Below are 24,340 nucleotides of genomic sequence, written 5' to 3' on the forward strand. Positions count from 1 at the left end.
GGGCACGGCGTTCAAGGGACCGCGGGCGCCGCGGCGGGCGTCGTCGGTTCGGCCGTGGCCGGTTCGACGGCCCCGGAGGAATCCGCAGGCGGGGCGCCGGTCACGGCCGGCTCGACGGTCGACGCGGGTGCGACCGGCGCCGCAGCGGCCTCGGCGGCCCCGGCCGGAGCCGGCTTGGCGTCCGCCGCGGGCGCGGCCGGAGCGGTCTCGCCCGGCACCACGATGTCCTTCACGTCGATCTCGTCGTCCTCGTCTGCCGGCTCGCCCAGTTGCAGCGGCTCCGGCGGATGCTCGTCCCACACCAGGCTGTAGCGGCGCTGCAGGTAGCTGTCGCGCACGAAGCTGTATTCGTCGCCGAAACGCGCCTCGTTGATCACGCTCTCGGCGCCGAGCAGGCGCGCGCGCAGGTCGACGATGTCGAGCGCGGTCAGGCTGTTCTTCACCGCCTGGTCCTGGATCGCTCGCTTGGGATCGACGTACATGCCGCCCACGGTGTCGGCGGTGTCGCGCAGCGTCTTGGGCCCCATCAGCGGCAGCACCAGATAGGGGCCGGAGGCGACGCCCCACTTGCCGAGCACCTGGCCGAAATCCTCGTTGTGCTTGGGCAGCCCGGCCGGCGTGGCGATGTCGATCAGGCCGGCGAGGCCCAGCGTCGAGTTGAACAGCACCCGGCCGGCATCGGTGCTGGCCTCGCGCCACTTGCCCTGCAGCAGGTTGGAGGCGCCGATGTAGACGTCCTCGAGATTGCCGAAGAAATTGGTGACTGCGGTGCGCACCGGCTTCGGCGTCACCGCCACGTAGCCTTGGGCGACCGGTTTGAGCACGGCCTTGTCGACCGTGCTGTTGAAGGCGTAGACCTTGCGGTTGACCGGCTCGAGCGGATCGTAGTGATTGGCCGGCGTGGCGCAGGCGGCCAGCAGCGGCAGGGTCAGTGCGAGGGAGACGGAAAGGCGCATGGATCACTCCGCGGACGGCCCCGTTCGAGCGGGGCCTGTCGATCAATCATAGACGGCGGAGCTACCGCGCGTCGGCCCGCTCAGACGGCGGTCTGCGGCAGGAAGTCTTCGACGCCGTAGAGCGAGGCCAGGCTGGTCAGGTTGGCCGGCGGATTGCGCAGCAGCAGCGTGCGGCCGGCGGCCCGGGCATCGCGCTGCCAGTGCAGCAGCAGGCTGACGGCGGTCGAATCGATGTCGGTGACGTCGGCGAGATCGAGCACCACCCCGGCTGCGCCGGGTGTGGCTGCGCCGGGTGCGGCTGCTCCGACCGCATCCGCGCCGAGCGCGGCGGCACGGAGCCGGCCGGCCACCTCGGCCTGGATGCGGCAGACCGAATCCAGCGTCAGGCCGCCGCTGAGCGCGATGACCTCGGGCGTGCTCACTTGGCGGCAGCCTTGGCCGGCTGGGCCGCGTTGCGGTCGGCCAGGGCCTTCACCAGGCCGTCGATCCCATCCTTCTGGATGGTCTGGCCGAAGCTGGTGCGGTAGTTGGTGACCAGGCTCACGCCCTCGACCGCCACGTCGTAGACCTTCCAGCCGGCCGGCGTCTTGAGCAGGCGGTAGTCGATCGGGAACGGCTGGCCGCCGGTGATGGCGACTTCGGTGCGGACGGTCACGTCGGTATCGCTGTCGGCCATCTTGACCGGCTTCACCTCGATATCCTGCACCCGGTTGGCGCCGACCGCGGTCGAGTAGGTGCGCACCAGCAGCGTCTTGAACTCGCGCGTCAGCGCGGCCTGCTGCTCGGGCGTCGCCTGCTTCCAGTAGCGGCCCACCGCCAGCGCGGTCAGGCGGGTGAAATCGAACACCGGCAGCACGCGCGCCTCGACCAGCTCGCGGAAGCGCTTGTCGTTCGAGGTGAGGTTTTCCTTCTTGATGATGTCGAGCACGTCCTTGCTGGTGCTGCGCAAGAGCTGCTCGGGCGCGGGCGCATCGGCGGCCGCTACCGAGAGGCCCGCCAGCAGGGCGAGGATTGCAAACAGTTTACGCATGATGATTTCCGGTTATGGGGCGGGTTTCGCCTCGGTAGGATTTTCCGATGCCTTGCTGAACATGAACTGACTGATCAGTTTCTCGAGCACCAGCGCCGACGAGGTCAGGGTGATTCGATCGCCGTTCTTGAGCATGGTTTCCTCGCCGCCCGGCGTCAGGCCGATGTACTGGTCGCCCAGAATGCCCGAGGTCAGGATCTCGGCCGACGAATCGCGGCTGAAGTGGTAGCCCTGCTCGATGTCGAGCGAGACCACGGCGCGGTAGGTCTCCGGATCGAGCCGGATGCCGGCGACGCGGCCGACCAGCACGCCGGCGCTGCGGATCGGCGCCTTGGCCTTGAGACCGCCGATGTTGTCGAAGGCCGCGGTGACGCGGTAGGTCGCCCGGCCGTTGCCGGACGAGACGTTGCTGACGCGCAGTGCCAGGAAGGCCAGCGCGGCCAGCCCCAGCACCACGAACACGCCGACCCAGAAGTCGTACGCACGACGATTCATATCAGATACCCCGGAACATGAAAGCGGTCAGGATGAAGTCCAGACCGAGAATGACCAGCGACGAGGTCACCACGGTACGCGTGGTGGCGCCCGACACGCCCTCGGCGGTCGGCGGCGCGTCGAAACCCTCGAACACCGCGATGATGGCCACGGCGACGCCGAACACGGCGCTCTTGATCAGGCCGTTGCCGATGTCGTAGCGCAGGTCGACCTGGGCCTGCATCTGGGCCCAGAACGAGCCGGCGTCGACGCCGATCAGCACCACGCCGACCAGATAGCCGCCGAAGATGCCCATGGCGGAGAACAGCGCGGCCAGCACCGGCATCGAGATCACGCCGCCCCAGAAGCGCGGCGCCATCACGCGGGCGACCGGGTTGACCGCCATCATCTCCATCGCGGCCAGCTGCTCGGTGGCCTTCATCAGGCCGATCTCGGCGGTGATGGCGGAGCCGGCGCGGCTGGCGAACAGCAGGCCGGCCACCACCGGGCCGAGCTCGCGCAACAGGCTCAGCGACACCAGCACGCCGAGCGCCTCGGACGCGCCGAAGCGCTGCAGCGTGTCGTAGCCCTGCAGGGCCAGCACCATGCCGACGAACAGTCCGGACACCAGGATGATGATCAGCGACAGCACGCCGCTGAAGTAGATCTCGCGCACCACCAGCCGCGGCCGGCGCAGCGTGGCCAGCGAGTGCCACAGCACCGAGACGAAGAAACGGAAGCCGAAGCCGAGCTTGATCAGCGCGTCGACCACCGGCGTCCCGAAGGCGCGGATGCGGGTATCGAGCCACTCAAGCATGCTGCAGTCCCATCAATTGTTCGGCGTAGGGCTTGGCCGGGTACTGGAACGGCACCGGACCGTCGGGCCGGCCGCCGATGAACTGCTTCACGAAGGGCTCGTCGGACGCGCGGATCTCGGCCGGCGTGCCCTCGGCCACGATGGCGCCCTCGGAAACGAAATAGACGTAGTCGACGATGGCCAGCGATTCGACCACGTCGTGGGTGACCAGGATCGAGGTCGCGCCGAGCGCGTCATTGAGCGTGCGGATCAGTTGGCCGATCACGCCGAGCGAGATCGGATCGAGGCCGGCGAACGGCTCGTCGTACATCATCAGCAAGGGATCGAGCGCGATCGCGCGGGCCAGCGCCACCCGCCGCGCCATGCCGCCCGACAGCTCGGACGGCATCAGCCCGGCCGCGCCGCGCAGGCCGACCGCGTTGAGCTTCATCAGCACCAGGTCGCGGATCATCGACTCGGGCAGCTCGGTATGCTCGCGCATCTGGAAGGCGACGTTGTCGTAGACCGACATGTCGGTGAACAGCGCACCGAACTGGAACAGCATGCCCATCTTGCGGCGCAAGGCGTAGAGCTCGTCGGTATCGAGCTCGTGCACCACCTGGCCGGCCACCCGCACCTCGCCGCGCGAGGGCTTGATCTGGCCGCCGATCAGGCGCAGCAGCGTGGTCTTGCCGCAGCCGGAACCGCCCATGATGGCCACCACCTTGCCCTTGGGAATCGTCAGGCTGATTCCCTTGAGGATGGTGCGGCGGTCGTAGGCGAAGGTGACGTTGTCGATGGCGACAAGCGGGTCGGCGGACACGGAGGGGCGATCTATGGGCATTAAAGGCACAATTTTAAGGCACTGACTCGTCGGTCAGCAATTCGGGGTTTCTACTCATGTTGCAGTGCGACAACAACCTGGAAAGCATGTGCTGCAAGGGCGATGCTACGATGGTTCGAGACCCGGACAGTTCCCGATGAACGCCGATCGCCCATTCATCCTGCTGGTGGCAGAGTCCGCGGCGCTGCGCAGCATGCTGGCGGCGTCGCTGGCCGAACTGGGCTACCACCATCGCACGGCGGGCCCCGGCGAAGCCGTGCGCTGTACGGTGGAGGCCGATTTCGGGCTGGCGCTGGTCGCGCTCGGCGAAACCGCCGGCGCGGACGACGAAGCACTGCTGGCCGCCCTGGCCGAGCGGCAGCCGAAGCTCGCGATTGTCGCCGTTTCCGCCGCGGCGGGCGAGCGCCATGCGCATGCGCTCGGCCTGCTCGGCCTCGTCACTATTCCCGTCTCCCCGCCGCGCTCGATGCGATGCTCGCGCGCGCCGGCGAGGCCGCGGCAACCGAGGTGGCCGGCCTGGTCGGCCTCAGCGCGCCGCTGGCGAACCTGAAGCGGCAGATCCGGCGCTACGGTCCGCTCGACTACCCGGTGCTGGTCTGCGGCGAATCGGGCACCGGCAAGGAGGCCGCGGCGCAGGCGCTGCACGACGCCTCGAAGCGCGCCGGCCGGCCCTACCTGGCGCTCAACTGCGCCGCGCTGAGCGAGAACCTGGTCGAGGCCACGCTGTTCGGCCACGCCCGCGGTGCCTACACCGGCGCCCATTCGGCGCGTGGCGGCTGCTTCGAGCAGGTCGAGGACGGCACGCTGTTCCTCGACGAGATCGGCGAACTGCCGCCCGGCGTACAGGCCAAGCTGCTGCGCGTGCTCGAGAACGGCGAATTCCAGCGCCTGGGCGAGACCCAGGTGCGCCGCAGCCGCGCCCGCGTGGTGGCGGCCACCAACCGCGACCTGGCCCAGATGGCGCGCGAAGGCGGGTTCCGCGCCGATCTCTACCACCGGCTGGCCGTGCTCGACATCCGTACGCCGCCCTTGCGCGAACTCGGCGTCGACCGCTGGCGGCTGCTCGCGCACTTCATGGCGCACTACACGGCCGAGCTCGGCTGCGCGCCGTTCGTGTTCGACGCCGCGGCCCGCGCCTGCTGGCAGGACTATGCCTTCCCCGGCAACGTGCGCGAGCTGCGCAACATGGTGATCCGCCTGCTCGCCAAGCAAGCCGGCGAGACGGTCGGCGCCGCCGCCCTGCGCGCCGAATGCCAGGCCGCAGCCGAGCCGGCCGGCGACGCGACGCCCCCGGGAATCGACACCGCGCTGCAGACATTGCGCCGGACCGCCGGCTTCCGCCTCGACGACTGGCTGGCCCGGCACGAGCGCTGCCATATCGAGGCCGCGCTGCAGCTGGCGCACGGCAACATGAGCCAGGCGGCCCGGCTGCTCGGCATCCGACGGACGACGCTGTACAGCCGGTGCGAGCAATTCGAATTTCGTCTACTCTTCGACGACAAGAAATGATAACGATAACAGGATGAGGAAATGCAGCGTCTTAGCCCCCCATGGGCGAGGCCCGGCCTCGCATCGCGTCACCCCATTTCCATCCCCCGCGGTCCGCTGGCGAACGGGCGACCCGGCCTCGGCAGATATGTCCGGCATGGCGACGTCCTGCTGCTGCTCTGCCTCGGCGCCTGCGCCCAGGTCGCGCCGCCAGCCGGGGCCGGCCGCCACCTCGAAGCACCGCCACCGCCTTTGGCGGGCCGACCCGAACCGGTGCCGCCGCCAATCTTCCTGCCGCCGCCGGAACCGCAGCCGCGGCTCGATACCTACAGCGTGGTGGTCAGCGAGGTGCCGGTGCGCGAGATGCTGTTCGCCCTGGCCCGCGACGCCCGGCTCGACGTCGACGTCCACCCGCTGGTCCGCGGCACGGTCACCCTCAACGCGCTGAACCAGACGCTGCCGCAGATCCTCGACCGCGTCGCCCGCCAGGCCGATCTGCGCTACAGCCTCGACCACGGCGTGCTCAGCGTGGTGCCGGACCGGCCCTACGTCGCCAGCTACGCGGTCGACTACATCAACGTCGCGCGCAGCGCCCACGGCAAGGTGACGATCTCGACCTCGGTGGCCGCCAGCGGCGGCTCTGTCGGCAGCGCCGGGGCCAGCCAGGCGCAGAACAGCTCGGGCACCGAGATCGGCAACACCGCCGAGAACCGTTTCTGGGAACGGCTGGAAAAGAACCTGCGCGAACTGCTGGCCTCGACCCGCCGCGTCAGCGCGCAGCAACGCCGCGACAGCGAAAGCCTGGAGGCGCGCAACGAGCAGCTGCGCAACGCCGAGCAGGCCGAAAGGCGCCAGGACGAAGCGCGCCAGCGCCAGGAAGACCGGCTGCGCGCCGCCCAGGCGGTGGCCCATGCCGGGGCCGGCGCGGCACAGCTGATGGCGATGGTGATGCCGCCGGCGCCGGCCCAGCCGAATCCCGCCGGCAGCGACGCCGACGCGGCCGCCGACGTGTTCGTCCATCCGGAAACCGGCGTGGTCGCCATCAACGCCACCGCGCGCGAACATGCGCGCATCCGCGACTACCTGGCCCGCGTCGCGGCCGGCGCACGGCGGCAGGTGCTGATCGAGGCCACCATCGTCGAAGTGGCGCTCGGCGACCAGTACCAGGCCGGCATCGACTGGCGGGTGTTCAAGGACGGCGACAACCGGCTCAACTACGGCCAGTCGCTGACCGGCAACCGCTTCGCCGACACGCCGCTGGCGCTGCTGACCTATGCCAACCCGACCAGCAGCCTGTTCAAAGGCGCCGACTTCATCGCCACCATCAAGCTGCTCGAGCAGTTCGGCAAGACACGCGTGCTGTCGAGCCCCAAGCTGATGGCGCTGAACAACCAGACTGCGCTCCTGAAGGTGGTCGACGAGAAGGTCTACTTCAAGCTCAAGGTCTCGCCGGCCACGCTCAACGGCGACGGCAACGTGACCTCGCCGGCCACCTTCGAGACCAGCGTCAATACCGTGCCGGTCGGCGTGGTGATGAGCGTCACGCCGCAGATCTCCGCCGACGGCAGCATCTCGCTCAACGTGCGGCCCACCATCACCCGCATCACCGGCTACGCCACCGATCCGGCACCGACGCTGATGGGCAGCCCGGTCGACAACCGGATCCCGGAAATCCAGGTGCGCGAGATGGAGTCGACGCTCACGCTGGCCGATGGCCAGGTCGCCATCCTCGGCGGGTTGATCCAGGACAGCCTGCAGACCAGCCGCGCCGGCTGGCCCGGCCTGTCGCGGTTGCCCTGGGGCCTGGGCGACCTGTTCAGCCAGCGCGACGACCAGGTCGGCAAGACCGAATTGGTGGTGTTCCTGCGGCCGGTGGTGGTGCGCAATCCGAGCCTGCTCGGCGATCTCGCCGCCTATCGCGAGCGCCTGCCCGATGAACGCAGCCTCGATATCCAGGCCGATGCGCTGTCGGCCTTCGCGGCCGGCCTGCCGCAAGGAGCGCAGCCATGAGCGCAGCCCGCCCCGGCCCCTCCGGCGCGCTGCGCGCCGCCCTGCGTCTCGTCCTGCTCGGCATGCTCGCCTGCGGCACGGGCCGAGCGGAGCCCGCATCCACCTGGCCCGGCATCGGCATGACGGCGCCTCCCGCTTCGGCCGCCGCCACCGAAGCCCGGACGCCGCCGCCCCTTCGCGATCCGGAACGCATGCAGGCAAGGCAGGCGAAGCCGGTCACGCCCAGCCGGGCGCCGCCCGCATGGCGATCGATCGCGTCCGCCTGCAGCGCGAAGGCGCGGTCGCCGCCCATGTCGAGCAGGGCTACCAGGCTTATCGGAGCGGCGCGTACGCGCTGGCCGAACGGCACTACCGGGCGCAGCTGGCGAGCGAGCCGGCCAACCGCGACGCCTTGCTCGGCCTCGCCGCGATCGCGCTCAAGCAGGGCCGGCCGGAGCAGGCGCGCGAGCGCTATCGCCGGCTGCTGGCGGCCAACCCGGCCGACGGCGCGGTGGAGGTCGCCCTGCTGAGCCTGGCCGGCGACGGCGAGACGGAGCTGCGCGAAGGCCGGCTCAAGGCCTTGCTCGAGACGACGGCCGGCGCCGAGGCCGCCGCTGCGCTCGGTCAGCTGATGGCGGACCAACAGCGCTGGCAGGAGGCGCGCAGCTACTACGCGCTGGCCAGCCGGGCCGCGCCGCGGCAGGCCGACCTTGCCTACGACCTGGCGGTCAGTCTCGATGCGCTCGGCGAACGGCGGCAGGCCGCCCTCGGCTATGCCGCGGCCCTCGCGCTGCCGGCACAGGGCCGCAGTTTCGACCCGGCTGCGGCTCGCGCCCGGCAACTGGCCCTGGAGGCGCTGCCATGAATCCACCACGCAAGACCCGCTGGCTGGGCGAGCAACTGACCGCGCGCGGCATGATCACGCCGGACCAGTTGCGCATCGCGCTGATCGAGCAGCGCCGCACCGGCGCCCAGCTCGGCCGCGAACTGGTCCGGCTCGGCTTCGTCTCGGGGCCGGACCTGCGCGATGCGCTGGCCGAGCAGCTCGGCCAGGAAGCGGTCGACCTGACCCAGCTGACGCCGGCGCCGGCCGCGCTGGCGCTGCTGTCGCGCGAAACGGCCCGGCGCTTCATGCTGCTGCCGCTGACGGTGGACGAGGATCGCCGCGTGCTCGGCGTCGCCATGGCCCAGCCCGACGACCTGGTCGCCATCGACCAGGTGCGCAGCCTGCTCCACCACGCCTATGCGATCGAGCCGGTGCTGGCCGCCGAGACCGACCTGGTCCGCGAGATCGACCAGCACTACGGCTTCGAGCTGTCGATCGACGGCATCCTCAACGAGCTCGAACTCGGCCAGGGTGCGGCCAACCCGCCCGGCCAGGCCGGACCGGCGCCTGCCGGCCAGCCGGTGATGCGCCTGATCGACGCGCTGCTGGCCGACGCGGCCCACCGCGGCGCATCCGACCTGCATTTCGAGCCCGAGGCGCAGTTCGTCCGCATCCGCTACCGGATCGACGGCGTGCTGCGGCAGATCCGCAGCCTGCACAAGAGCTACTGGCCCGCCATGGTGAACCGCATCAAGGTGATGGCGGCGCTCGACATCGCCGAAACGCGCGCGCCGCAGGACGGCCGCATCTCGCTCACGCTGTCGGGCCGGCCGCTCGACTTCCGCGTCGCGGTGCAACCGACGGTGCACGGCGAGAACCTGGTGCTGCGCCTGCTCGACCGGCAGAAAGGCCTGTGCACGCTCGACACGCTCGGCCTGCCCGAACACAACCAGGCCCAGTTGCAGCGCCTCATGGCGCGGCCCGAAGGGCTGATCCTGCTGACCGGGCCGACCGGCTCGGGCAAGACCACCACGCTGTATTCGATCCTGCAGCAGCTGAACAGCGAACGGGTCAACATCATGACGCTCGAGGACCCGGTCGAATACCAGCTGCCGCTGGTGCGGCAGACCGCGGTCGGAGACAAGCTCGACTTCGCCGCCGGCATCCGCGCGCTGCTGCGGCAGGATCCGGACGTGATCCTGGTCGGCGAGATCCGCGACCGCGAAACCGCCGAGATGGCCTTCCGCGCTGCCATGACCGGCCACCAAGTCTACGCCACGCTGCACAGCAACTCGGCGGCCGGCGCCATTCCGCGGCTGCTCGACCTCGGCATTCCGGCCGACATCCTGGCCGGCAATCTCGCCGGCGTCGTCGCCCAGCGCCTGCTGCGCAAGCTGTGCCCGGCCTGCTGCGGCGCGTCGGTCGCCAGTTGGGACGAATGCCGCCTGCTCGGCGTGAGCACCGCGCCGCTGCTGCCCCGCGCCGTCGGCTGCGACCAGTGCGACGGCCAGGGCTATCGCGGCCGCATCGCGGTGCTCGAAGTGCTGCGCATCGACGGCGCGCTCGGCGAACTGGTCGCCCAGCGCGCCAGCCTGCGCACCCTGCTGCGGCAGGCGCGCGAACAGGGTTTCATCGCCCTGGTCGAGGACGCGCTGCGCTGCGTGCGCGAAGGCCAGACCTCGCTCGACGAAGTCGCCCGCGTCATCGACCTGACGGACCTGCCCTGATGCAATACCGCTACCGTGCCCTCGACCCGGACGGCCGCACCGTGCGCGGCAAGCTGGCTGCGCTCGACCCGGCCGACCTGGCGGCCCGCCTGGCCCGGCTGCAACTCGAACTGATCGACGGCCGCGCCTGCAGCCGCCGCGGCGGTACCGGCCGGCGGCCGGTACGGCGGCGCGACCTGATCGGCCTCTGCACCTGCCTGGCACAGCTTGGCCAGGCCGGCATACCGCTGCTGGAGGGCCTGGCCGACCTGCGCGACGCGCTCGAGCCGGGGCAATTGCGCGAAGTGCTGGCCGAACTGATCGACGACCTCGAAGGCGGCCTGAGCCTGTCGCAGGCGATGGGCCGCCATCCGCGCCAGTTCGCCCCGGCGGTGCTGCACCTGGTGCAGGCCGGCGAAGCCAGCGGCCGGCTGCCCGAAGTGTTCGCCCACCTGGCCGAGACCTTCAAATGGCAGGACGAACTGGCGGCCCAGACGCGCCAGTTGCTGCTCTATCCGCTGTTCGTCGCGCTGACGGTGGCCGGCGTCACGATCTTCCTGCTGGCCTGGCTGGTGCCGCGGCTGGCCGGCTTCATCGTCGGCATGCAGCAGGCGCTGCCATGGAACACCCGGCTGCTGCTCGCGCTGTCTGACTTCGTGGTCGAACGCGGCCACTGGCTGGCGCTCGGCCTCGCCGCGCTGCCGCTCGCCGCATGGCTGTGGCGCCGGCTCGACCCGCACCATGCGCGGCGGCGGGACCGGCTGCTGCTGCGCCTGCCCTTCGTCGGCCCGATCCTGGCCCGCATCGCGCTGGCGCGCTTCGCCCATTACTTCGCCCTGCTGTACGGCGCCGGCATCCCGATCATCGAAAGCCTCGGATTGCTCGAAGGCGTGGTCGGCAACCGTGCCATCGCCGCGGCGCTCGGCCGTGCCCGCGAGCGCATCGTCGACGGCGGCGGCATCGCCGCCAGTTTCGCCGCCGCCGAGCTATTCCCACCGCTGGTGGTGCGCATGCTGCGCATGGGCGAGACCACCGGTGCGCTCGAGCGGACGCTCGGCAACGTCGGCTATTTCTATCAACGCGAAGTGCGCGAGACGATCGCCCGCGTACAGGTGCTGATCGAGCCGGCGCTGACGCTGGCGCTCGGCCTGCTGCTCGGCAGCGTGATGCTGTCGGTGCTCGGGCCGATCTACGACCTGGTCGGCAGGATCAAGCCATGAGCGCGGCCCAGCTGTGGCTGTTCGTCACCGACGGCGGGCTGGCGGCCTGGCGATGGCAAGCCGCGCAGTTGCAGCCGATCGCAGCCTTCACGTCGGACGCGGCCGGCCGCGCCGCTTTCGACGCGCTGGCGGCGCGATACCGCAAGGCCCGCTGGCGACTGCTGCTCGACCTGCAGGATGAAGATTGCCGCGTCGATACCGTGCCGCACCTCGGCGCGCGCGATCGCCATCGATTAATGGAACGCCGGCTCGAGGCGAATCACCCCGGCCTGCGCTACCGCAGCGCGCTGACGCTCGGGCGCGATGCCCATGGCCGCCGCGACGACCGCGTATTGCTGGCGGCCTTGACCAATCCGTCGGCGCTCGAAGCCTGGCTCGCCATCCTGCAGGCGCACGACGCGCGCCTGGCCGGCATCGCATCGCTGGCCGCCCTGACTGCCTTGCATGCCCACCGGCTGGCCGGGTTGCCGCCATGTGCGCTGCTGGTCAGCCGGCAGCAGGGCAGCGGCCTGCGACAGAGCTATCTGGCCGACGGCGTGCTGCATTTCACGCGCCTCACCCGCACCGACGACGACCGGCCGGCAGTGCTGGCCGCCCTGCTCGGCAGCGAGACCCTGCGGGCACGGCAATACCTGGCCAGCCAGCGCCTGCTCGAGCGCGAACAGCTGCTCGACGTCGTGCTGCTGTGCAGCGAAGCCGAAGGCGCCGCATTGCGACCGCATTGCGCCGACGGCACGCAGATCCGCTACCACTTCGTCGCGCTGCGGCCGGATGCGGCAATGGAGGCCATGCCGCATGCGAGCGAAGCGATCTGGCTGCAACTGGCCGCCCGTCATGGCCTGGTCAACCAGTATGCGAGCCCGGCCTTGCGCCAAACCGATCTCGCCGCCCGCGCCGCGCGGGGCTATGGCTCGGCGGCCTGTCGTTCTGTCTGCTCGGCAGCGCGGTCGGCGGTTTCGAATGGCAGGCAGCGCGGCAATACCAGGCGCAGGCGGCCCGCTTGTCCGAACGCTTGGCCGAGGCCAAACGGCGCCTGCCCGGTCCGGACACGGCCGCCGCCGCGCCGGACTTCCTGCCGCAGACGCAGGCGGATGCGGTCCTGCGCTACCGGGCGCTGGCCGACAATTGGCCGGACCTGCGCGACGACCTGCGGATGCTGTCGCGGGCACTCGAACAAGTGCCGGCGGCCGAACTCGAGCAACTGGACTGGCAAGTCGACGCGCTGACCGACCGCCGACCGGAAGCCGCACCAGCGCCGTCATCACGGCCTCAGCCGGCCGCCGACACCTTCGATACGAGGCCGGCGCGAAGGACCACCATCGAGCTCTCCGCCCGACGGGCCGGCGCATCCTCGGACGACGCGATCGATTCGGCTCGGCGGCTGGCCCGGACATTGATCGCATCAGGCCTGGCCGTCGCAGCGCCCGGTGACCGCAGCGCCAGGGACCGGTCGCCGGATGGCCGCTTCACGCTCAAGCTCGTTCGTGCACCGGCCATCCCACCGGAGGATTGGCGATGAAGCTTCGCGCCATGCATCCGCGGCTGCGCCTCGCGCTGCTCGCCGCCCTCGTCGGCGGGCTGGCCGGCACGGCCCTGGCCTGGTCCGGCCATGCCTGGGCAATGCAGGCGCTACGACGCGTCCAGCGCTTGAATGCCGAAGTCGCCCACGCCGAGGCCAGGATGGCCGCCGCGCAGCCGGGCCCGGACGCCAGCCCGGCCATACGCGCCGCCTTCGACGCGCTGGTCCGCCACGGTGCCATCGGTGCAGAGCGCCGATCACACTGGATCGCCGCATTCGACCGACTTGGCCAGGACGGCCGCTCCGCCGGCCTGACGACCCAGGTCGAGCCACGCGTGCCGGCCGCAGCGAACTTTCTGCAGACCCGGCCAACGGGCGAAGAACTCGAAGCCCATGCCAACGCCTTCACGCTCGACGCGCGCCTGCTGCACGAGGCCGACCTGCTGGCCCTGCTCGACGGGATCGCGGACCAGTTGCCGACCGGCCGCCTCGATCAATGCCGCCTGCAGCGCAGCGACGGCATGGCCGCCACGCCGCCCTACCTGCTCGAACTGCATTGCCGCGGCCGCCTGTTCAGCTTCGACCGGCCCGCACACGCCATCGGAGAGGCCAAACCATGAGATCCACCCGTCGCCCTGCCCTGCTATTCGGATTCTGTCTGTGCGGCGCCATCGCGGCCGAGACTATCGACGCCCCGGCGCGGCTCGGACGGCTGTTCTTCTCGCCCGAGGAGCGCGCCGCGCTCGACCGCCTGCGCACGCAGCCCGGCCCGCTCGGGCCATCGCGCGCCCTGCGCTTCGACGGGCTGATCCAGCAATCGGGCCGGCCGGCGGTCTACTGGATCAACGGCGCCATCGCCGCCGACCAGGCGCGGCCGGGCCTGCGCCTCGAACCCGACGGCAGGCAGCGGCTACGTATCGCCACGGCCAATGCGCAGCGGCAAGCGATCCACCTCAAGGTGGGCCAGACGCTCGAGCCCGGCCAGGACAGGCCACGCGAACGCTACGAAGCAACCGCAGCCGGCCTCGACGACCTGCTGCGCCAACTGCTCCGGCGGACTGCGGATACCGCACCGGAGCGTGCGCCCGTCGACCGCCGATCCAGGCCGGCCGCAAATCCATGAACAACGGCGCTTGACGCTCTGCCGCCTTTCCTGTTTAATGCGCGCTCTTTCGGGGCCAGTTAGCTCAGTTGGTAGAGCAGCGGATTGAAAATCCGCGTGTCCGTGGTTCGATTCCGCGACTGGCCACCACCGAATTCGATGCAAAAAGCCCGCTCACCGAGCGGGCTTTTTGCATTCCGGGCCAGACGTTACACCGGCCGGATCAATGACGCCGGACCGGCATCGCGCCGGTCCGGCAAAGCGACGTTCTCAGTCGCGCGCGATCGGCAGCAGCACGACCCGCGTACCGGCCAGGCGATCGTGCAGCAACTGCCGCTCGCGATCGAGCCAGGTCCACAGCCAGGGCAGCGCGAACCAGGCATACGTCGCCCATTGCAGCCATTTCATGTCGGGATTGTGGCGCACCCACAGCCAGACCGGCACCAGCGGCCCATAGAAGACCAGCGCCAGTGCGAAGCGGATGGTCATCGCACGCCAACCCGGCGCACCGCCGCCTTCCGCCACCAGGCGCAGCCGCCAGGTCTTCATCGCCAGCGTCTGGCCGCTGCGCCGCCAGCACCAGGCGAAATAGCCGAACAGCAGGGTCATCCAGTAGGCGAACTCGACGTAGCGGCGGACCGCGTCGCTGCCATTGCCGGGCCAGGCCAGCTGGAACAGCATGCCGCCGGCCAGCGAGATCGCCAGCAGCAACAGGCTCTCGTAGCACAGCGTGAGCAAGCGGCGGCCGCGCGGCGCCAGGGGATGTTCGAGGGTCATCGGGAGAAAGCGGGAAAAGGAACGGCCGCCACGATACGGCCTCGGGCCGCGCAGCGCCAGCCGATCAGGGCGCAGCCGAACTCGCGGGCGGAACCGGGCTGGCCTGCTGGGCCATGGTCGGTTTGGGCGCCGCCGCCGGTGCCGGCTGCACGCCGTGCACCTTGCGCAATTTCTCGCGCACCGCGGCACGTTGCTCGGGCGGCAGGTTCTGCACCTTGCGGAAATTGTCACGCGCCTTGGCGCGCTCTTCCTTGCTCAGCGCAGCCCACTGCTTGAGCCGGAGGTCGACGCGCCCCTTTTCGGTGGCCGACAGGCCCGGGTAACGCTGAGCCAACCCGATCAAATTGAGCCGCTTGGCGTGCGAATATTCGGGCCATTCCGCCGCCAGCGGCGCCAGCACGCTGCGCTGCGCCGGCGACAACTGCGCCCATTCGAGCGAGGGCTCGGCCGCCATGGCCGGGCTGCCGATCAACAGGCCGGCCAGCAGCAAAGTGCCGACAGCCCCCTCACGACTCCTGCCCCAGTCCGTCCAACTGGTCCGACAGCCAGGCATCGGGCGGCAGCTCGTCGGCCAGCAGCACCGCATCGAGACTGTCACCGAGCTGCGCTTCGCGGTCGTACTGCCACCAGACCGTCAACGCCAGCAGCAACAGAGCCAGGCCGGCCAGGCCACTCCAGCGCAGCGATGGATGACCGTGCCGCACCAGCCGGCCGCCCGGCAGCGCCAGCGTACCGTGGCCGGCCCGGGCCAGCGCACGCTCGCGCGCCAGGCGCAGCCGTTCGGCCTGCCGGTGCGTCAGGGGCCGGTCCAGCAGCGCGCGGCCGGCGCGGCGGCCCTGCGCTTCATCGGTCGATTCGTAAAGGTCTGGTTTCACAGTTCCACCCCTTATCCCGCAGCCACTGCGCAAGCGTATGACAGGCACGGGAGCAATGGGTTTTGACGCTGCCCTCGGAGCAGCCCATGGCGGCCGCGGTGGCCGCCACATCGAGTTCTTCCATGTAACGCAGCAGGAAGGCCTGGCGTTGACGCAGCGGCAGGCGCGCCACGCAGTCCTCGATCAGCGCCAGCGTCTGCTTGCGCTCGGCCTGCACATGCGGCGGCTGCAACGCCTCGCTGGCGGCCTCGACCGCCAGGGTGTCGAGCGGATCGACCTCGTCCTCGTCGCCGCGCGAGGGCGACAGCGCCGACAGCAGGGTGGTCCACATCGAGCGCACCTTGCTGCGCCGGTAGTGATCGCGGATCGCGTTCTGCAGGATGCGCTGGAACAGCAGCGGCCATTCTTCCGCCGGCCGGTCGGCATAGCGCTCGGCCAGCCGCAGCATCGCGTCCTGCACCAGGTCGAGCGCAGTGTCCTCGTCCTGCACGGCGAACCAGGCCTGGCGATAGGCGCGCCGTTCGACCTCGGCGAAGAATGCGGACAATGGATCGGGACTGGCCAACAGGGACTTCCGGTAGCGACAGGCGGGCCATGATAGCAAAGCGCCCCGCGCTGGTGCATCGCAGCACTTGACCGCGGCGGCGGCGCTCGGCTATGGTCGCTCCATCCCATCCGCCACGGACGGCATTCGCTCGAGACCACTCGCGAGTGCCCATCGGCAGCGTTCCCGAACGATGTTCGCCCCCGCGCCACAAGCGCATCGAGGCGACGGCCCGAATGGCTCCGGCATGCATCGCATGCCGTTTCGAAAGTCCTATCAGGCTTTTCCGCTGCATTGGTTGCAGTCCACTGAATTCGTTGCAAGTTGGCTTGGCATGCTCAGTCATGCCGCGGTCGTTCCGGTAACGGTTCGGCGGTTCGTCGCCCCGTAGAGGGCGCCGGATGCCCGGACCCGCTCGTGCAGACGCACGGGATGCCTCCGCGAACAAGGCCGTCGGCCACACGAACCGGCGGGCTGTTTTATGTCCCCTTTACCGAGGAAGACATCATGGAAATTTCCGGTGCGGAAATCGTTACCCGTTGTCTCGAAGCAGAAGGCGTCGAATTCGTCTTCGGCTACCCGGGCGGCGCGGTTCTCGAAATCTACGACGCGATTTTCAAGCAAGACAAGTTCAAGCACGTGCTGGTGCGCCACGAGCAGGGCGCCGTGCACGCCGCCGACGGTTATTCCCGCTCCAGCCACAAGGTCGGCGTGGCGCTGGTCACCTCCGGCCCTGGCGCGACCAACGCGATCACCGGCATCGCCACCGCCTATCTCGACTCGATCCCGCTGGTGGTCATCTCCGGCCAGGTCGCGACGCCGGCCATCGGCCTCGACGCCTTCCAGGAAGTCGACATGGTCGGCATCACGCGGCCCTGCGTGAAGCACAACATCCTGGTCAAGGACGTGCGCGAGCTCGCCCCGGCGATCAAGAAGGCCTTCCATATCGCCACGACCGGCCGTCCCGGCCCGGTGGTGGTCGACATCCCGAAGGACGTGACGCTGGCGCGGACCGAGTTCAACTATCCGCAGACCGTCAGCCTGCGCTCCTACAATCCGCCGACCAAGGGCCACCCGGGCCAGATCAAGAAGGCGATCAACCTCCTGTGCGACGCCAAGCGTCCGCTGATCTACATCGGCGGCGGCGCGGTGCTGGCCAATGCCGAGCGCCAGGTCGGCGAGCTGGTCCGCATGCTCGGCGTGCCGGCCGCCAATACGCTGATGGGCCTCGGTGCCTTCCCCGGCGCCGATCCGCTCAACCTCGGCATGATGGGCATGCACGGGCTGTACGAAGCGAACATGGCGATGCAGCACTGCGACGTGCTGATCGCGGTCGGCGCGCGCTTCGACGACCGCGTGGTGTCGGTGCCTTCGCACTTCCTGTCCTCGCCGAAGAAGATCGTCCACATCGACATCGATCCGTCCTCGATCGCCAAGCGCGTCAAGGTCGACATCCCGATCGTCGGCAACGTGCGCGACGTGCTCGACGAGATGATCGCGCTGCTCAAGCAGAACGGCACCCGGCCCAATGCCGACGTGCTGGCGAGCTGGTGGCGGCAACTCGACGAATGGCGCGGCCACGACTGCCTCAAGTTCGACATGGACAGCGAGATCATCAAGCCGCAGTTCGTGGTGCAGAAGCTGTACGAGGTGACCGGCGGCGAAGCCTTCGTGACCTCCGACGTCGGCCAGCATCAGATGTGGGCGGCGCAGTACTACAAGTTCGCCAAGCCGCGCCGCTGGATCAACTCCGGCGGCCTCGGCACCATGGGCTTCGGCCTGCCGGCCGCGATGGGCGTGCAGCTCGCCAACCCGGACGCGACGGTCGCCTGCATCACCGGCGAGGCCTCGATCCAAATGAACATCCAGGAGCTCTCCACCTGCAAGCAGTACCACGTGCCGGTGAAGATCATCAATCTGAACAACCGCTACCTCGGCATGGTCCGGCAGTGGCAGGAGTTCTTCTACGGCAACCGCTACTCCGAGTCCTACATGGACGCGCTGCCCGACTTCGTGAAGCTGGCCGAGGCCTATGGCCACGTCGGCATGAAGATCGAGCGGCCGGCCGACGTCGAGCCAGCGCTGCGCGAGGCGATGAAGCTCAAGGAACGGCTGGTGTTCATGGACTTCATCACCGACCAGAAGGAAAACGTCTTCCCGATGGTGCAGAACGGCCGCGGCCTGAACCAGATGGATCTGCCGCCGCACATGCGCAACCTGCAACACGGCCCGGTCGCCAAGGAACGCGACTACGGCAACCTGAGCTGAGGAGGACAGAGCGATGCGACACATTCTTTCCGTCCTGCTCGAGAACGAGGCAGGCGCGCTGAGCCGCGTGGTGGGGCTGTTCTCGGCCCGCGGCTACAACATCGATTCGCTGACGGTATCGACCACCGAGGACGCGACGCTGTCGCGGATGACCATCGTCACCAGCGGTTCGGACGATGTGATCGAGCAGATCACCAAGCAGCTCAACAAGCTGATCGAAGTGGTCAAGGTGATCGACCTCAACGAATCGGACCATGTCGAGCGCGAGATGATGCTGATCAAGGTCCGCGCCACCGGCAAGGACCGCGAGGAGATGAAGCGCATGAACGACATCTTCCGCGGCCGCATCGTCGACGTGACCGAGAAGACCTACACCATCGAGCTGACCGGCGAAAGCGCCAAGCTCGACGCCTTCATCGAGGCGGTCGACCGCACGCTGATCCTCGAAACCGTCCGCACCGGCGCCTCGGGCATCGGGCGCGGCGAACGCATTCTGAAAATCTAGTCAGGCGTGAGGCGTGAGGTGTGAGGAGTTGCGCTCCCCACCTCACACCTCGCACCTCACCCCTCACAGGAGTTTTGAACATGAAAGTTTTCTACGACAAAGACGCCGACCTCTCCCTCATCAAGGGCAAGCAGGTCACCATCGTCGGCTACGGCTCGCAGGGCCATGCCCATGCGCTGAACCTGAAGGATTCCGGCGTCGACGTGACCATCGGCCTGCGCCGCGACGGCGCGTCCTGGAACAAGGCCGAGGCCGCCGGCCTGGTGGTCAAGGAAGTGGCCGAGGCGGTCAAGGGCGCCGACGTCGTCATGATCCTGCTGCCGGACGAGAGCCAGCCCGAGGTCTACAAGCGCGACGTCGAGCCGAACATCAAGCAGGGCGCCGCGCTGGCCTTCGCCCACGGCTTCAACATCCACTACAACCAGATCGTGCCACGCGCCGACCTCGACGTGATCATGGTCGCGCCCAAGGGCCCGGGCCACACCGTGCGCTCGACCTACAAGCAGGGCGGCGGCGTGCCCTCGCTGATCGCGGTGCACCAGGACAAGTCGGGCAAGGCGCGCGACATCGCCCTCTCCTACGCTGCGGCCAACGGCGGCACCAAGGGCGGCGTGATCGAGACCAACTTCCGCGAAGAGACCGAGACCGACCTGTTCGGCGAGCAGGCCGTGCTGTGCGGCGGCGCGGTCGAGCTGGTGAAGATGGGCTTCGAGACGCTGACCGAAGCCGGCTATGCGCCCGAGATGGCCTACTTCGAGTGCCTGCACGAGCTCAAGCTGATCGTCGACCTGATGTACGAGGGCGGCATCGCCAACATGAATTACTCGATCTCGAACAACGCCGAGTACGGCGAGTACGTGACCGGCACCGAGGTCATCAACGAGCAGTCGCGCGCCGCCATGAAGAATGCGCTCAAGCGTATCCAGACCGGCGAATACGCCAAGATGTTCATCCTCGAAGGCCGCACCAACTACCCGTCGATGACGGCACGCCGCCGCCTGACCGCCGAGCACCCGATCGAGGTGGTCGGCGAGAAGCTGCGCGACATGATGCCGTGGATCAAGGCCAACAAACTGGTCGACCAAAGCAAGAACTGAGCGTGGCGGCTGCCCTTGCGGCGGCGCACAAGAAAAAAGCCGGCATCCGCCGGCTTTTTTCTTTGGATCGAACGGCAGGCCGGGCTTCGGCCCGGCCGCACCGCGGTCCGTGGTCGTCGCCGGACGGGGCCGGCCCGCTACGGCCGATCGGCCATGCGTTCGCCCATGCGCACGGCGTGGGCCGGCGCCCAGTCGGCATTGAAGCGCAGCGGCTGTTCGGGAACAGCAGCACCACGGTGGAACCGAGCAGGAAGCGCCCCATTTCCTCGCCCTGCTTGAGCACGATCCGGCGGTCGGCATAGTCCCAACTCTGGATCGCATCGTGCCGCGGCGGATTGACCACGCCGTGCCAGACCGTGGCCATGCTGCCGACGATGGTCGCGCCGACCAGTACCAGCACGAACGGACCGGCATCGGATTCGAACAGGCAGACCACCCGCTCGTTGCGGGCGAACAGGCCCGGCACGCCGCGCGCGGTGGCCGGGTTGACCGAGAACAGCGCGCCGGGCACGTAGATCATGCGCAGCAGACGGCCGTCGCAGGGCATGTGGATGCGGTGGTAGTCGCGCGGGCTCAGGTAGATGGTGGCGAAGCTGCCGCCTTCGAACTCGCGCGCCAGCGCGGCATCGCCGCCGAGCAAGGCGGTGGTCGAATAGGCGTGGCCCTTGGCCTGGAAGATCTGGTCGCCGTCGATGCGGCCGAACTGGCTGATCGCGCCGTCGACCGGGCAGACCAGCGCCGCGTCGGCCAGCGGACGCGCATCGGCGCGCAGCGCGCGGGTGAAGAAGTCGTTGAAGCTGGAATAGCGCGCCAGGTCCGGCTCGGCCGCCTCGGCCATGTTCACGCCGTAGCGGGCGGCGAAACGGCGGATCATCCAGCGGCTCAGCGGACCGTCGGACTGGCTGGCCAGCGCGCCCATCGCGCGGGTGATCGCCAGCTTGGGCATCAGGTGCTGCATCAGGACAAACAGCCGCTCGGACATGGTCGATTCGGACACGATCGCACCCGGAAAAATGACGAGCTGGCGATTCTAACGCAAGCCCCGCCAGGGGCGCGCGGCAAAGACACCGCAACCCGGCCTCGGTTAGAATCGTCGGCCCGGCGGGCGCCCTGCCCGCACTCCACGCCCGTGCCGCCCGGCCCATTCCACACGAGGCTTCCATGTACCCGACTGCCAAGCGCAAGCTCGACCTGCGCCGACAGAGCATCTACCTGCTGCCCAACAGCTTCACCCTGGCGGCGCTGTTCAGCGGCTTCTACGCCATCGTGCAGGCCATGAACCACCGCTTCGAATATTCGGCGGTGGCCATCTTCGTGGCCATGGTGCTCGACGGCATGGACGGCCGCGTGGCGCGCATGACGCATACCCAGAGCGCCTTCGGCGCCGAATTCGACTCGCTGTCGGACATGGTCTCCTTCGGCGTCGCGCCGGCCCTGGTCGCCTACGAATGGATGCTGCTCGGCTTCGGCAAGCTCGGCTGGATCGTCGCTTTCATCTATTGCGCCGCCGCCGCGCTGCGGCTGGCGCGCTTCAACACCCAGCTCGAGGTGGCCGACAAGCGCTTCTTCCAGGGCATGCCCTCGCCGACCGCGGCCGCGCTGGTGGCCGGCTTCGTCTGGGTCTCGCTCGAGATGGAATGGAGCGGGCCGGCGCTGCGCTGGTCGGCGCTGGCGATCACCGCCTTCGCCGGCCTGACCATGGTCAGCAATATCCGCTACTACAGCTTCAAGGAGCTGAACGTACGCAAGACGGTGCCGTTCTTCGTCCTGCTGCCCATCCTGTTCGTGCTGGTGGCCATCGCCGCCAGCCCGCCGGTGGCGCTGTTCGCCCTGTTCGTGCTGTATGGCCTGTCCGGCTACGCGCACGCGGCATGGTCCTATTTCCGGCCGGCGCAGAAGGCTTGACGCAGGTCGGACCGGCTCTTACTCTCGATGCATGACTCGTTCCAGCCCCCGCTTCCCGCTACTACGCGCCGAGACCGACCTCGCCGGGCCGCTGTAACGTTTCTCGCGCCGAACGCGCCGAATCCATCGCCACAGCATACAAGCAGCCGCCCGGCCCCAGGCCCGGCGGCTGTTTCATTACTCGAAAACATCGTACTGGAGACGCATCATGAGCGAGCGGCTGTACATCTTCGACACCACCCTGCGCGACGGCGAGCAAAGCCCTGGCGCGTCGATGACCAAGGACGAGAAGATCCGCATCGCACGCCAGCTCGAGAAGCTGGGCGTCGACATCATCGAGGCCGGCTTCGCCGCGGCGAGCCCGGGCGACGCCGAGGCGATCCATGCGATCGCCGAAGTCGTGAAGGAATCCACCATCTGCTCGCTGGCGCGCGCCAACGAGCGCGACATCCGCGCCGCCGGCGCCGCGATCGCCCCGGCGGCCCGCGGCCGCATCCACACCTTCATCGCCACCAGCCCGATCCACATGGAGAAGAAGCTGCGCATGCATCCCGACCAGGTGGTCGAGGCCGCCGTGGCGGCGGTGAAGCTGGCGCGCGAATACACCGACGACGTCGAATTCTCGGCCGAGGATGCGCTGCGCTCCGAGCCCGCGTTCCTCTGCCGCATCTTCGACGCGGTGATCCAGGCCGGCGCGCGCACCATCAACGTGCCCGATACCGTCGGCTATGCCGTGCCCTACCTGACCACCGAATTCTTCCGCCAGCTGATCGCCGGCACGCCGGGTTCGGACAAGGTGATCTGGTCCGCCCACTGTCACAACGACCTCGGCATGGCGGTCGCCAACTCGCTGGCGGCCGTGCTCGGCGGCGCGCGCCAGGTCGAGTGCACCATCAACGGCCTGGGCGAGCGGGCCGGCAATGCGGCGCTCGAGGAGATCGTGATGTCGGTGCGGACCCGCCGCGACGTGTTCGACCTAGAGACCCGCATCGACACCACCCAGATCGTGCCGAGCTCCAAGCTCGTCTCCGGCATCACCGGCTACCCGGTGCAGCCGAACAAGGCCGTGGTCGGCGCCAACGCCTTCGCCCACGAATCGGGCATCCACCAGGACGGCGTGCTCAAGCACCGCGAGACCTACGAGATCATGTCGGCCGAATCGGTCGGCTGGACCCAGAACAAGCTCACGCTGGGCAAGCTGTCGGGGCGCAATGCCTTCCGCTCGCGCTTGCACGAGCTCGGCATCTCGCCCGAGAGCGAGGAAGCGCTGAACAACGCCTTCGCGCGCTTCAAGGAGCTGGCCGACAAGAAGCGGGAAATCTTCGACGAAGACCTGGTCGCCCTGTTCGCCGGTACCGACAACGATCCGGCCATCGACCGCTTCCGCCTGGTGTCGCTCAAGGTGGTATCGGAAACCGGCGAGCAACCTGCCGCCCACCTGGTGATCAAGGATTTCGACAGCGAGAAGCCGATCGACGCGCTCGGCTCCGGCCCGGTCGACGCGACCTTCAAGGCCATCGAGGCGGTCGCGGCCAGCGGCGCCGACCTGCTGCTGTACTCGGTCAATGCCGTCACCAGCGGTACCGACAGCCAGGGCGAGGTGACCGTGCGGCTGTCGCGCGACGGACATATCGTCAACGGCCAGGGCGCCGACACCGACATCATCGTCGCCTCGGCCAAGGCCTACCTGTCGGCCTTGAACAAGCTGTGCAGCGGGACGGAGCGGGTCAATCCGCAGCTGTAAGGCGGCCTTGGTCCAGTATCCGGCCCAAAAAACATGCCCCGCATTGCGGGGCATTCTTATTGTTCCTCGAGCAGATCCTGCTCCGGATTTGCGATCCGACCGCCGAATGAACGGCGGCGTCCGGGCGCTTACCAGCTCGTTTCGTTGTCTTCCATCGTGCCGTCGTGATCGGCATCCCATTTCCGCCGGCCTGCGGAATCGAGCGTCAGGAAGTCGTTATTGTCGCCGTAGCGCTTCTGCTGGTTCTTGGGCTTGGCGATCAGGCGATAGGCCTCGTCGCTGCAGGACGCCGTCGAGCCATCCACGTCGAAATCGATCGAGTAGTATTTGCTGCTGCCATCGACCGGCGCTTCCTTGATCAGGCCGACCGTGTCCGCATCGCAGGAATACTTGTTGTTGGCGGTGTAGTAGCGCTCCATGATCTGGGCGTTCTGCAGCAGCACCGCCTGCACGTCGTTCTTCCGCACCTTGTAGGTGTAGTTCGAATAGACCGGCAGCGCGATCGCGAACAGGATGCCCATGATGGCCACTACTATCATCAGCTCCAGCAAAGTGAACCCCGCCGACTTCTTCATACCTTCCCGCCTTCCCGTCCGGATCTACCCGGCTCGCAGCCCGTCATCGGCGGCCTGGCCGGCATAGCCGGCCGTCCACCGCCATGTACATACCCGGAAT

General features: G+C 68.8%; 26 protein-coding genes and 1 tRNA gene. 15 read left to right on the forward strand and 12 right to left on the reverse strand.

The window, feature by feature from the left end; translation table 11 throughout:
- Positions 1-11: 11 nt before the first annotated feature.
- From H9L41_RS21385 to H9L41_RS21410, 6 genes are all read right to left on the reverse strand, one after another.
- Positions 12-956: an MlaA family lipoprotein gene (locus tag H9L41_RS21385; RefSeq protein ID WP_051319340.1), complete on the reverse strand. Its 945-nt coding sequence runs from the start codon at positions 954-956 to the stop codon at positions 12-14.
- A gap of 80 nt (positions 957-1,036) precedes the next feature.
- Positions 1,037-1,378: an STAS domain-containing protein gene (locus H9L41_RS21390; protein ID WP_051319341.1), complete on the reverse strand. Its 342-nt coding sequence runs from the start codon at positions 1,376-1,378 to the stop codon at positions 1,037-1,039.
- Positions 1,375-1,986 (reverse strand): MlaC/ttg2D family ABC transporter substrate-binding protein, encoded by a 612-nt coding sequence (locus H9L41_RS21395; RefSeq protein WP_028447691.1) that lies wholly within the window; start codon positions 1,984-1,986, stop codon positions 1,375-1,377. Before H9L41_RS21395 ends, H9L41_RS21390 begins: the two co-directional genes overlap by 4 nt.
- Before the next feature lie 12 nt (positions 1,987-1,998).
- Positions 1,999-2,481, reverse strand: a complete 483-nt coding sequence (mlaD, locus tag H9L41_RS21400; protein WP_028447692.1) for an outer membrane lipid asymmetry maintenance protein MlaD — start codon at positions 2,479-2,481, stop codon at positions 1,999-2,001.
- Position 2,482: 1 nt separating this feature from the next.
- On the reverse strand, positions 2,483-3,277 hold the full coding sequence (gene mlaE / locus H9L41_RS21405) for a lipid asymmetry maintenance ABC transporter permease subunit MlaE (RefSeq protein WP_028447693.1): 795 nt from the start codon (positions 3,275-3,277) through the stop codon (positions 2,483-2,485).
- Positions 3,270-4,079, reverse strand: a complete 810-nt coding sequence (locus H9L41_RS21410) for an ABC transporter ATP-binding protein (RefSeq protein WP_028447694.1) — start codon at positions 4,077-4,079, stop codon at positions 3,270-3,272. Before H9L41_RS21410 ends, mlaE begins: the two co-directional genes overlap by 8 nt.
- 157 nt (positions 4,080-4,236) lie before the next feature.
- On the opposite strand from H9L41_RS21410, the gene H9L41_RS25235 reads away from it, so the two are divergent.
- The 10 genes from H9L41_RS25235 to H9L41_RS21455 all read left to right on the forward strand — a co-directional run bounded on the left by H9L41_RS25235 (position 4,237) and on the right by H9L41_RS21455 (position 14,100).
- On the forward strand, positions 4,237-4,650 hold the full coding sequence (locus tag H9L41_RS25235) for a response regulator (protein WP_265583867.1): 414 nt from the start codon (positions 4,237-4,239) through the stop codon (positions 4,648-4,650).
- Complete coding sequence (locus H9L41_RS21415; protein ID WP_265583868.1) at positions 4,572-5,609, forward strand: sigma 54-interacting transcriptional regulator; 1,038 nt, start codon at positions 4,572-4,574, stop codon at positions 5,607-5,609. The genes H9L41_RS25235 and H9L41_RS21415 overlap by 79 nt, the downstream gene beginning before the upstream one ends.
- A gap of 252 nt (positions 5,610-5,861) precedes the next feature.
- Positions 5,862-7,598, forward strand: a complete 1,737-nt coding sequence (locus H9L41_RS21420; protein WP_157462113.1) for a pilus (MSHA type) biogenesis protein MshL — start codon at positions 5,862-5,864, stop codon at positions 7,596-7,598.
- Positions 7,599-7,839: 241 nt separating this feature from the next.
- Positions 7,840-8,442, forward strand: a complete 603-nt coding sequence (locus H9L41_RS21425; protein ID WP_028447696.1) for a tetratricopeptide repeat protein — start codon at positions 7,840-7,842, stop codon at positions 8,440-8,442.
- On the forward strand, positions 8,439-10,130 hold the full coding sequence (locus H9L41_RS21430; RefSeq protein WP_028447697.1) for a GspE/PulE family protein: 1,692 nt from the start codon (positions 8,439-8,441) through the stop codon (positions 10,128-10,130). Before H9L41_RS21425 ends, H9L41_RS21430 begins: the two co-directional genes overlap by 4 nt.
- On the forward strand, positions 10,130-11,329 hold the full coding sequence (locus H9L41_RS21435; protein WP_051319343.1) for a type II secretion system F family protein: 1,200 nt from the start codon (positions 10,130-10,132) through the stop codon (positions 11,327-11,329). Before H9L41_RS21430 ends, H9L41_RS21435 begins: the two co-directional genes overlap by 1 nt.
- Positions 11,326-12,555 (forward strand): hypothetical protein, encoded by a 1,230-nt coding sequence (locus H9L41_RS21440; protein ID WP_187523583.1) that lies wholly within the window; start codon positions 11,326-11,328, stop codon positions 12,553-12,555. Before H9L41_RS21435 ends, H9L41_RS21440 begins: the two co-directional genes overlap by 4 nt.
- 289 nt (positions 12,556-12,844) lie before the next feature.
- Positions 12,845-13,468 (forward strand): hypothetical protein, encoded by a 624-nt coding sequence (locus H9L41_RS21445; protein ID WP_028447700.1) that lies wholly within the window; start codon positions 12,845-12,847, stop codon positions 13,466-13,468.
- Positions 13,465-13,971, forward strand: coding sequence for a hypothetical protein (locus tag H9L41_RS21450; RefSeq protein ID WP_034607941.1), 507 nt, complete (start codon positions 13,465-13,467; stop codon positions 13,969-13,971). Before H9L41_RS21445 ends, H9L41_RS21450 begins: the two co-directional genes overlap by 4 nt.
- 53 nt (positions 13,972-14,024) lie before the next feature.
- Positions 14,025-14,100, forward strand: a tRNA-Phe gene (locus tag H9L41_RS21455).
- Positions 14,101-14,220: 120 nt separating this feature from the next.
- Here H9L41_RS21455 and H9L41_RS21460 read toward each other — a convergent pair.
- The 4 genes from H9L41_RS21460 to H9L41_RS21475 form a co-directional block, all read right to left on the reverse strand.
- Positions 14,221-14,727, reverse strand: coding sequence for an RDD family protein (locus tag H9L41_RS21460; RefSeq protein ID WP_028447701.1), 507 nt, complete (start codon positions 14,725-14,727; stop codon positions 14,221-14,223).
- A gap of 64 nt (positions 14,728-14,791) precedes the next feature.
- A complete protein-coding gene (locus tag H9L41_RS21465; RefSeq protein ID WP_028447702.1) occupies positions 14,792-15,217 on the reverse strand; it encodes a DUF3106 domain-containing protein in 426 nt (141 codons plus the stop codon).
- A 16-nt stretch (positions 15,218-15,233) separates the two neighbouring features.
- Entirely contained in the window at positions 15,234-15,602 is a 369-nt protein-coding gene (locus H9L41_RS21470; RefSeq protein ID WP_028447703.1) for a DUF3619 family protein, read from the reverse strand.
- The gene (locus tag H9L41_RS21475; RefSeq protein ID WP_187523584.1) at positions 15,571-16,167 is read right to left on the reverse strand and encodes an RNA polymerase sigma factor; all 597 of its coding nucleotides are present in this window, start codon (positions 16,165-16,167) and stop codon (positions 15,571-15,573) included. The genes H9L41_RS21470 and H9L41_RS21475 overlap by 32 nt, the downstream gene beginning before the upstream one ends.
- A 486-nt stretch (positions 16,168-16,653) precedes the next feature.
- On the opposite strand from H9L41_RS21475, the gene ilvB reads away from it, so the two are divergent.
- From ilvB to ilvC, 3 genes are all read left to right on the forward strand, one after another.
- Positions 16,654-18,414 carry a biosynthetic-type acetolactate synthase large subunit gene (gene ilvB / locus H9L41_RS21480; protein WP_028447705.1) on the forward strand — a complete coding sequence of 587 codons (1,761 nt, stop codon included), beginning with the start codon at positions 16,654-16,656 and terminating at the stop codon, positions 18,412-18,414.
- 13 nt (positions 18,415-18,427) lie between these two features.
- Positions 18,428-18,919 (forward strand): acetolactate synthase small subunit, encoded by a 492-nt coding sequence (ilvN, locus tag H9L41_RS21485; protein ID WP_028447706.1) that lies wholly within the window; start codon positions 18,428-18,430, stop codon positions 18,917-18,919.
- 80 nt (positions 18,920-18,999) lie between these two features.
- Entirely contained in the window at positions 19,000-20,016 is a 1,017-nt protein-coding gene (gene ilvC / locus H9L41_RS21490) for a ketol-acid reductoisomerase (RefSeq protein ID WP_028447707.1), read from the forward strand.
- Here the strand turns inward: ilvC and asd are convergent.
- A complete protein-coding gene (gene asd, locus H9L41_RS21495) occupies positions 19,979-20,998 on the reverse strand; it encodes an archaetidylserine decarboxylase (RefSeq protein ID WP_308419547.1) in 1,020 nt (339 codons plus the stop codon). The genes ilvC and asd overlap by 38 nt on opposite strands.
- Positions 20,999-21,177: 179 nt before the next feature.
- On the opposite strand from asd, the gene pssA reads away from it, so the two are divergent.
- Both pssA and H9L41_RS21505 read left to right on the forward strand, forming a co-directional pair.
- Positions 21,178-21,921: a CDP-diacylglycerol--serine O-phosphatidyltransferase gene (pssA, locus tag H9L41_RS21500; RefSeq protein ID WP_028447709.1), complete on the forward strand. Its 744-nt coding sequence runs from the start codon at positions 21,178-21,180 to the stop codon at positions 21,919-21,921.
- Between the two features lie 208 nt (positions 21,922-22,129).
- Entirely contained in the window at positions 22,130-23,665 is a 1,536-nt protein-coding gene (locus H9L41_RS21505; protein ID WP_028447710.1) for a 2-isopropylmalate synthase, read from the forward strand.
- A gap of 128 nt (positions 23,666-23,793) precedes the next feature.
- On the opposite strand, the gene H9L41_RS21510 is transcribed toward H9L41_RS21505, so the two are convergent.
- A complete protein-coding gene (locus H9L41_RS21510) occupies positions 23,794-24,240 on the reverse strand; it encodes a type IV pilin protein (RefSeq protein WP_034607944.1) in 447 nt (148 codons plus the stop codon).
- Positions 24,241-24,340 lie beyond the last annotated feature (100 nt).

The sequence above is a fragment of the Chitinimonas koreensis genome, assembly GCF_014353015.1.
GTDB lineage: Bacteria > Pseudomonadota > Gammaproteobacteria > Burkholderiales > Chitinimonadaceae > Chitinimonas > Chitinimonas koreensis.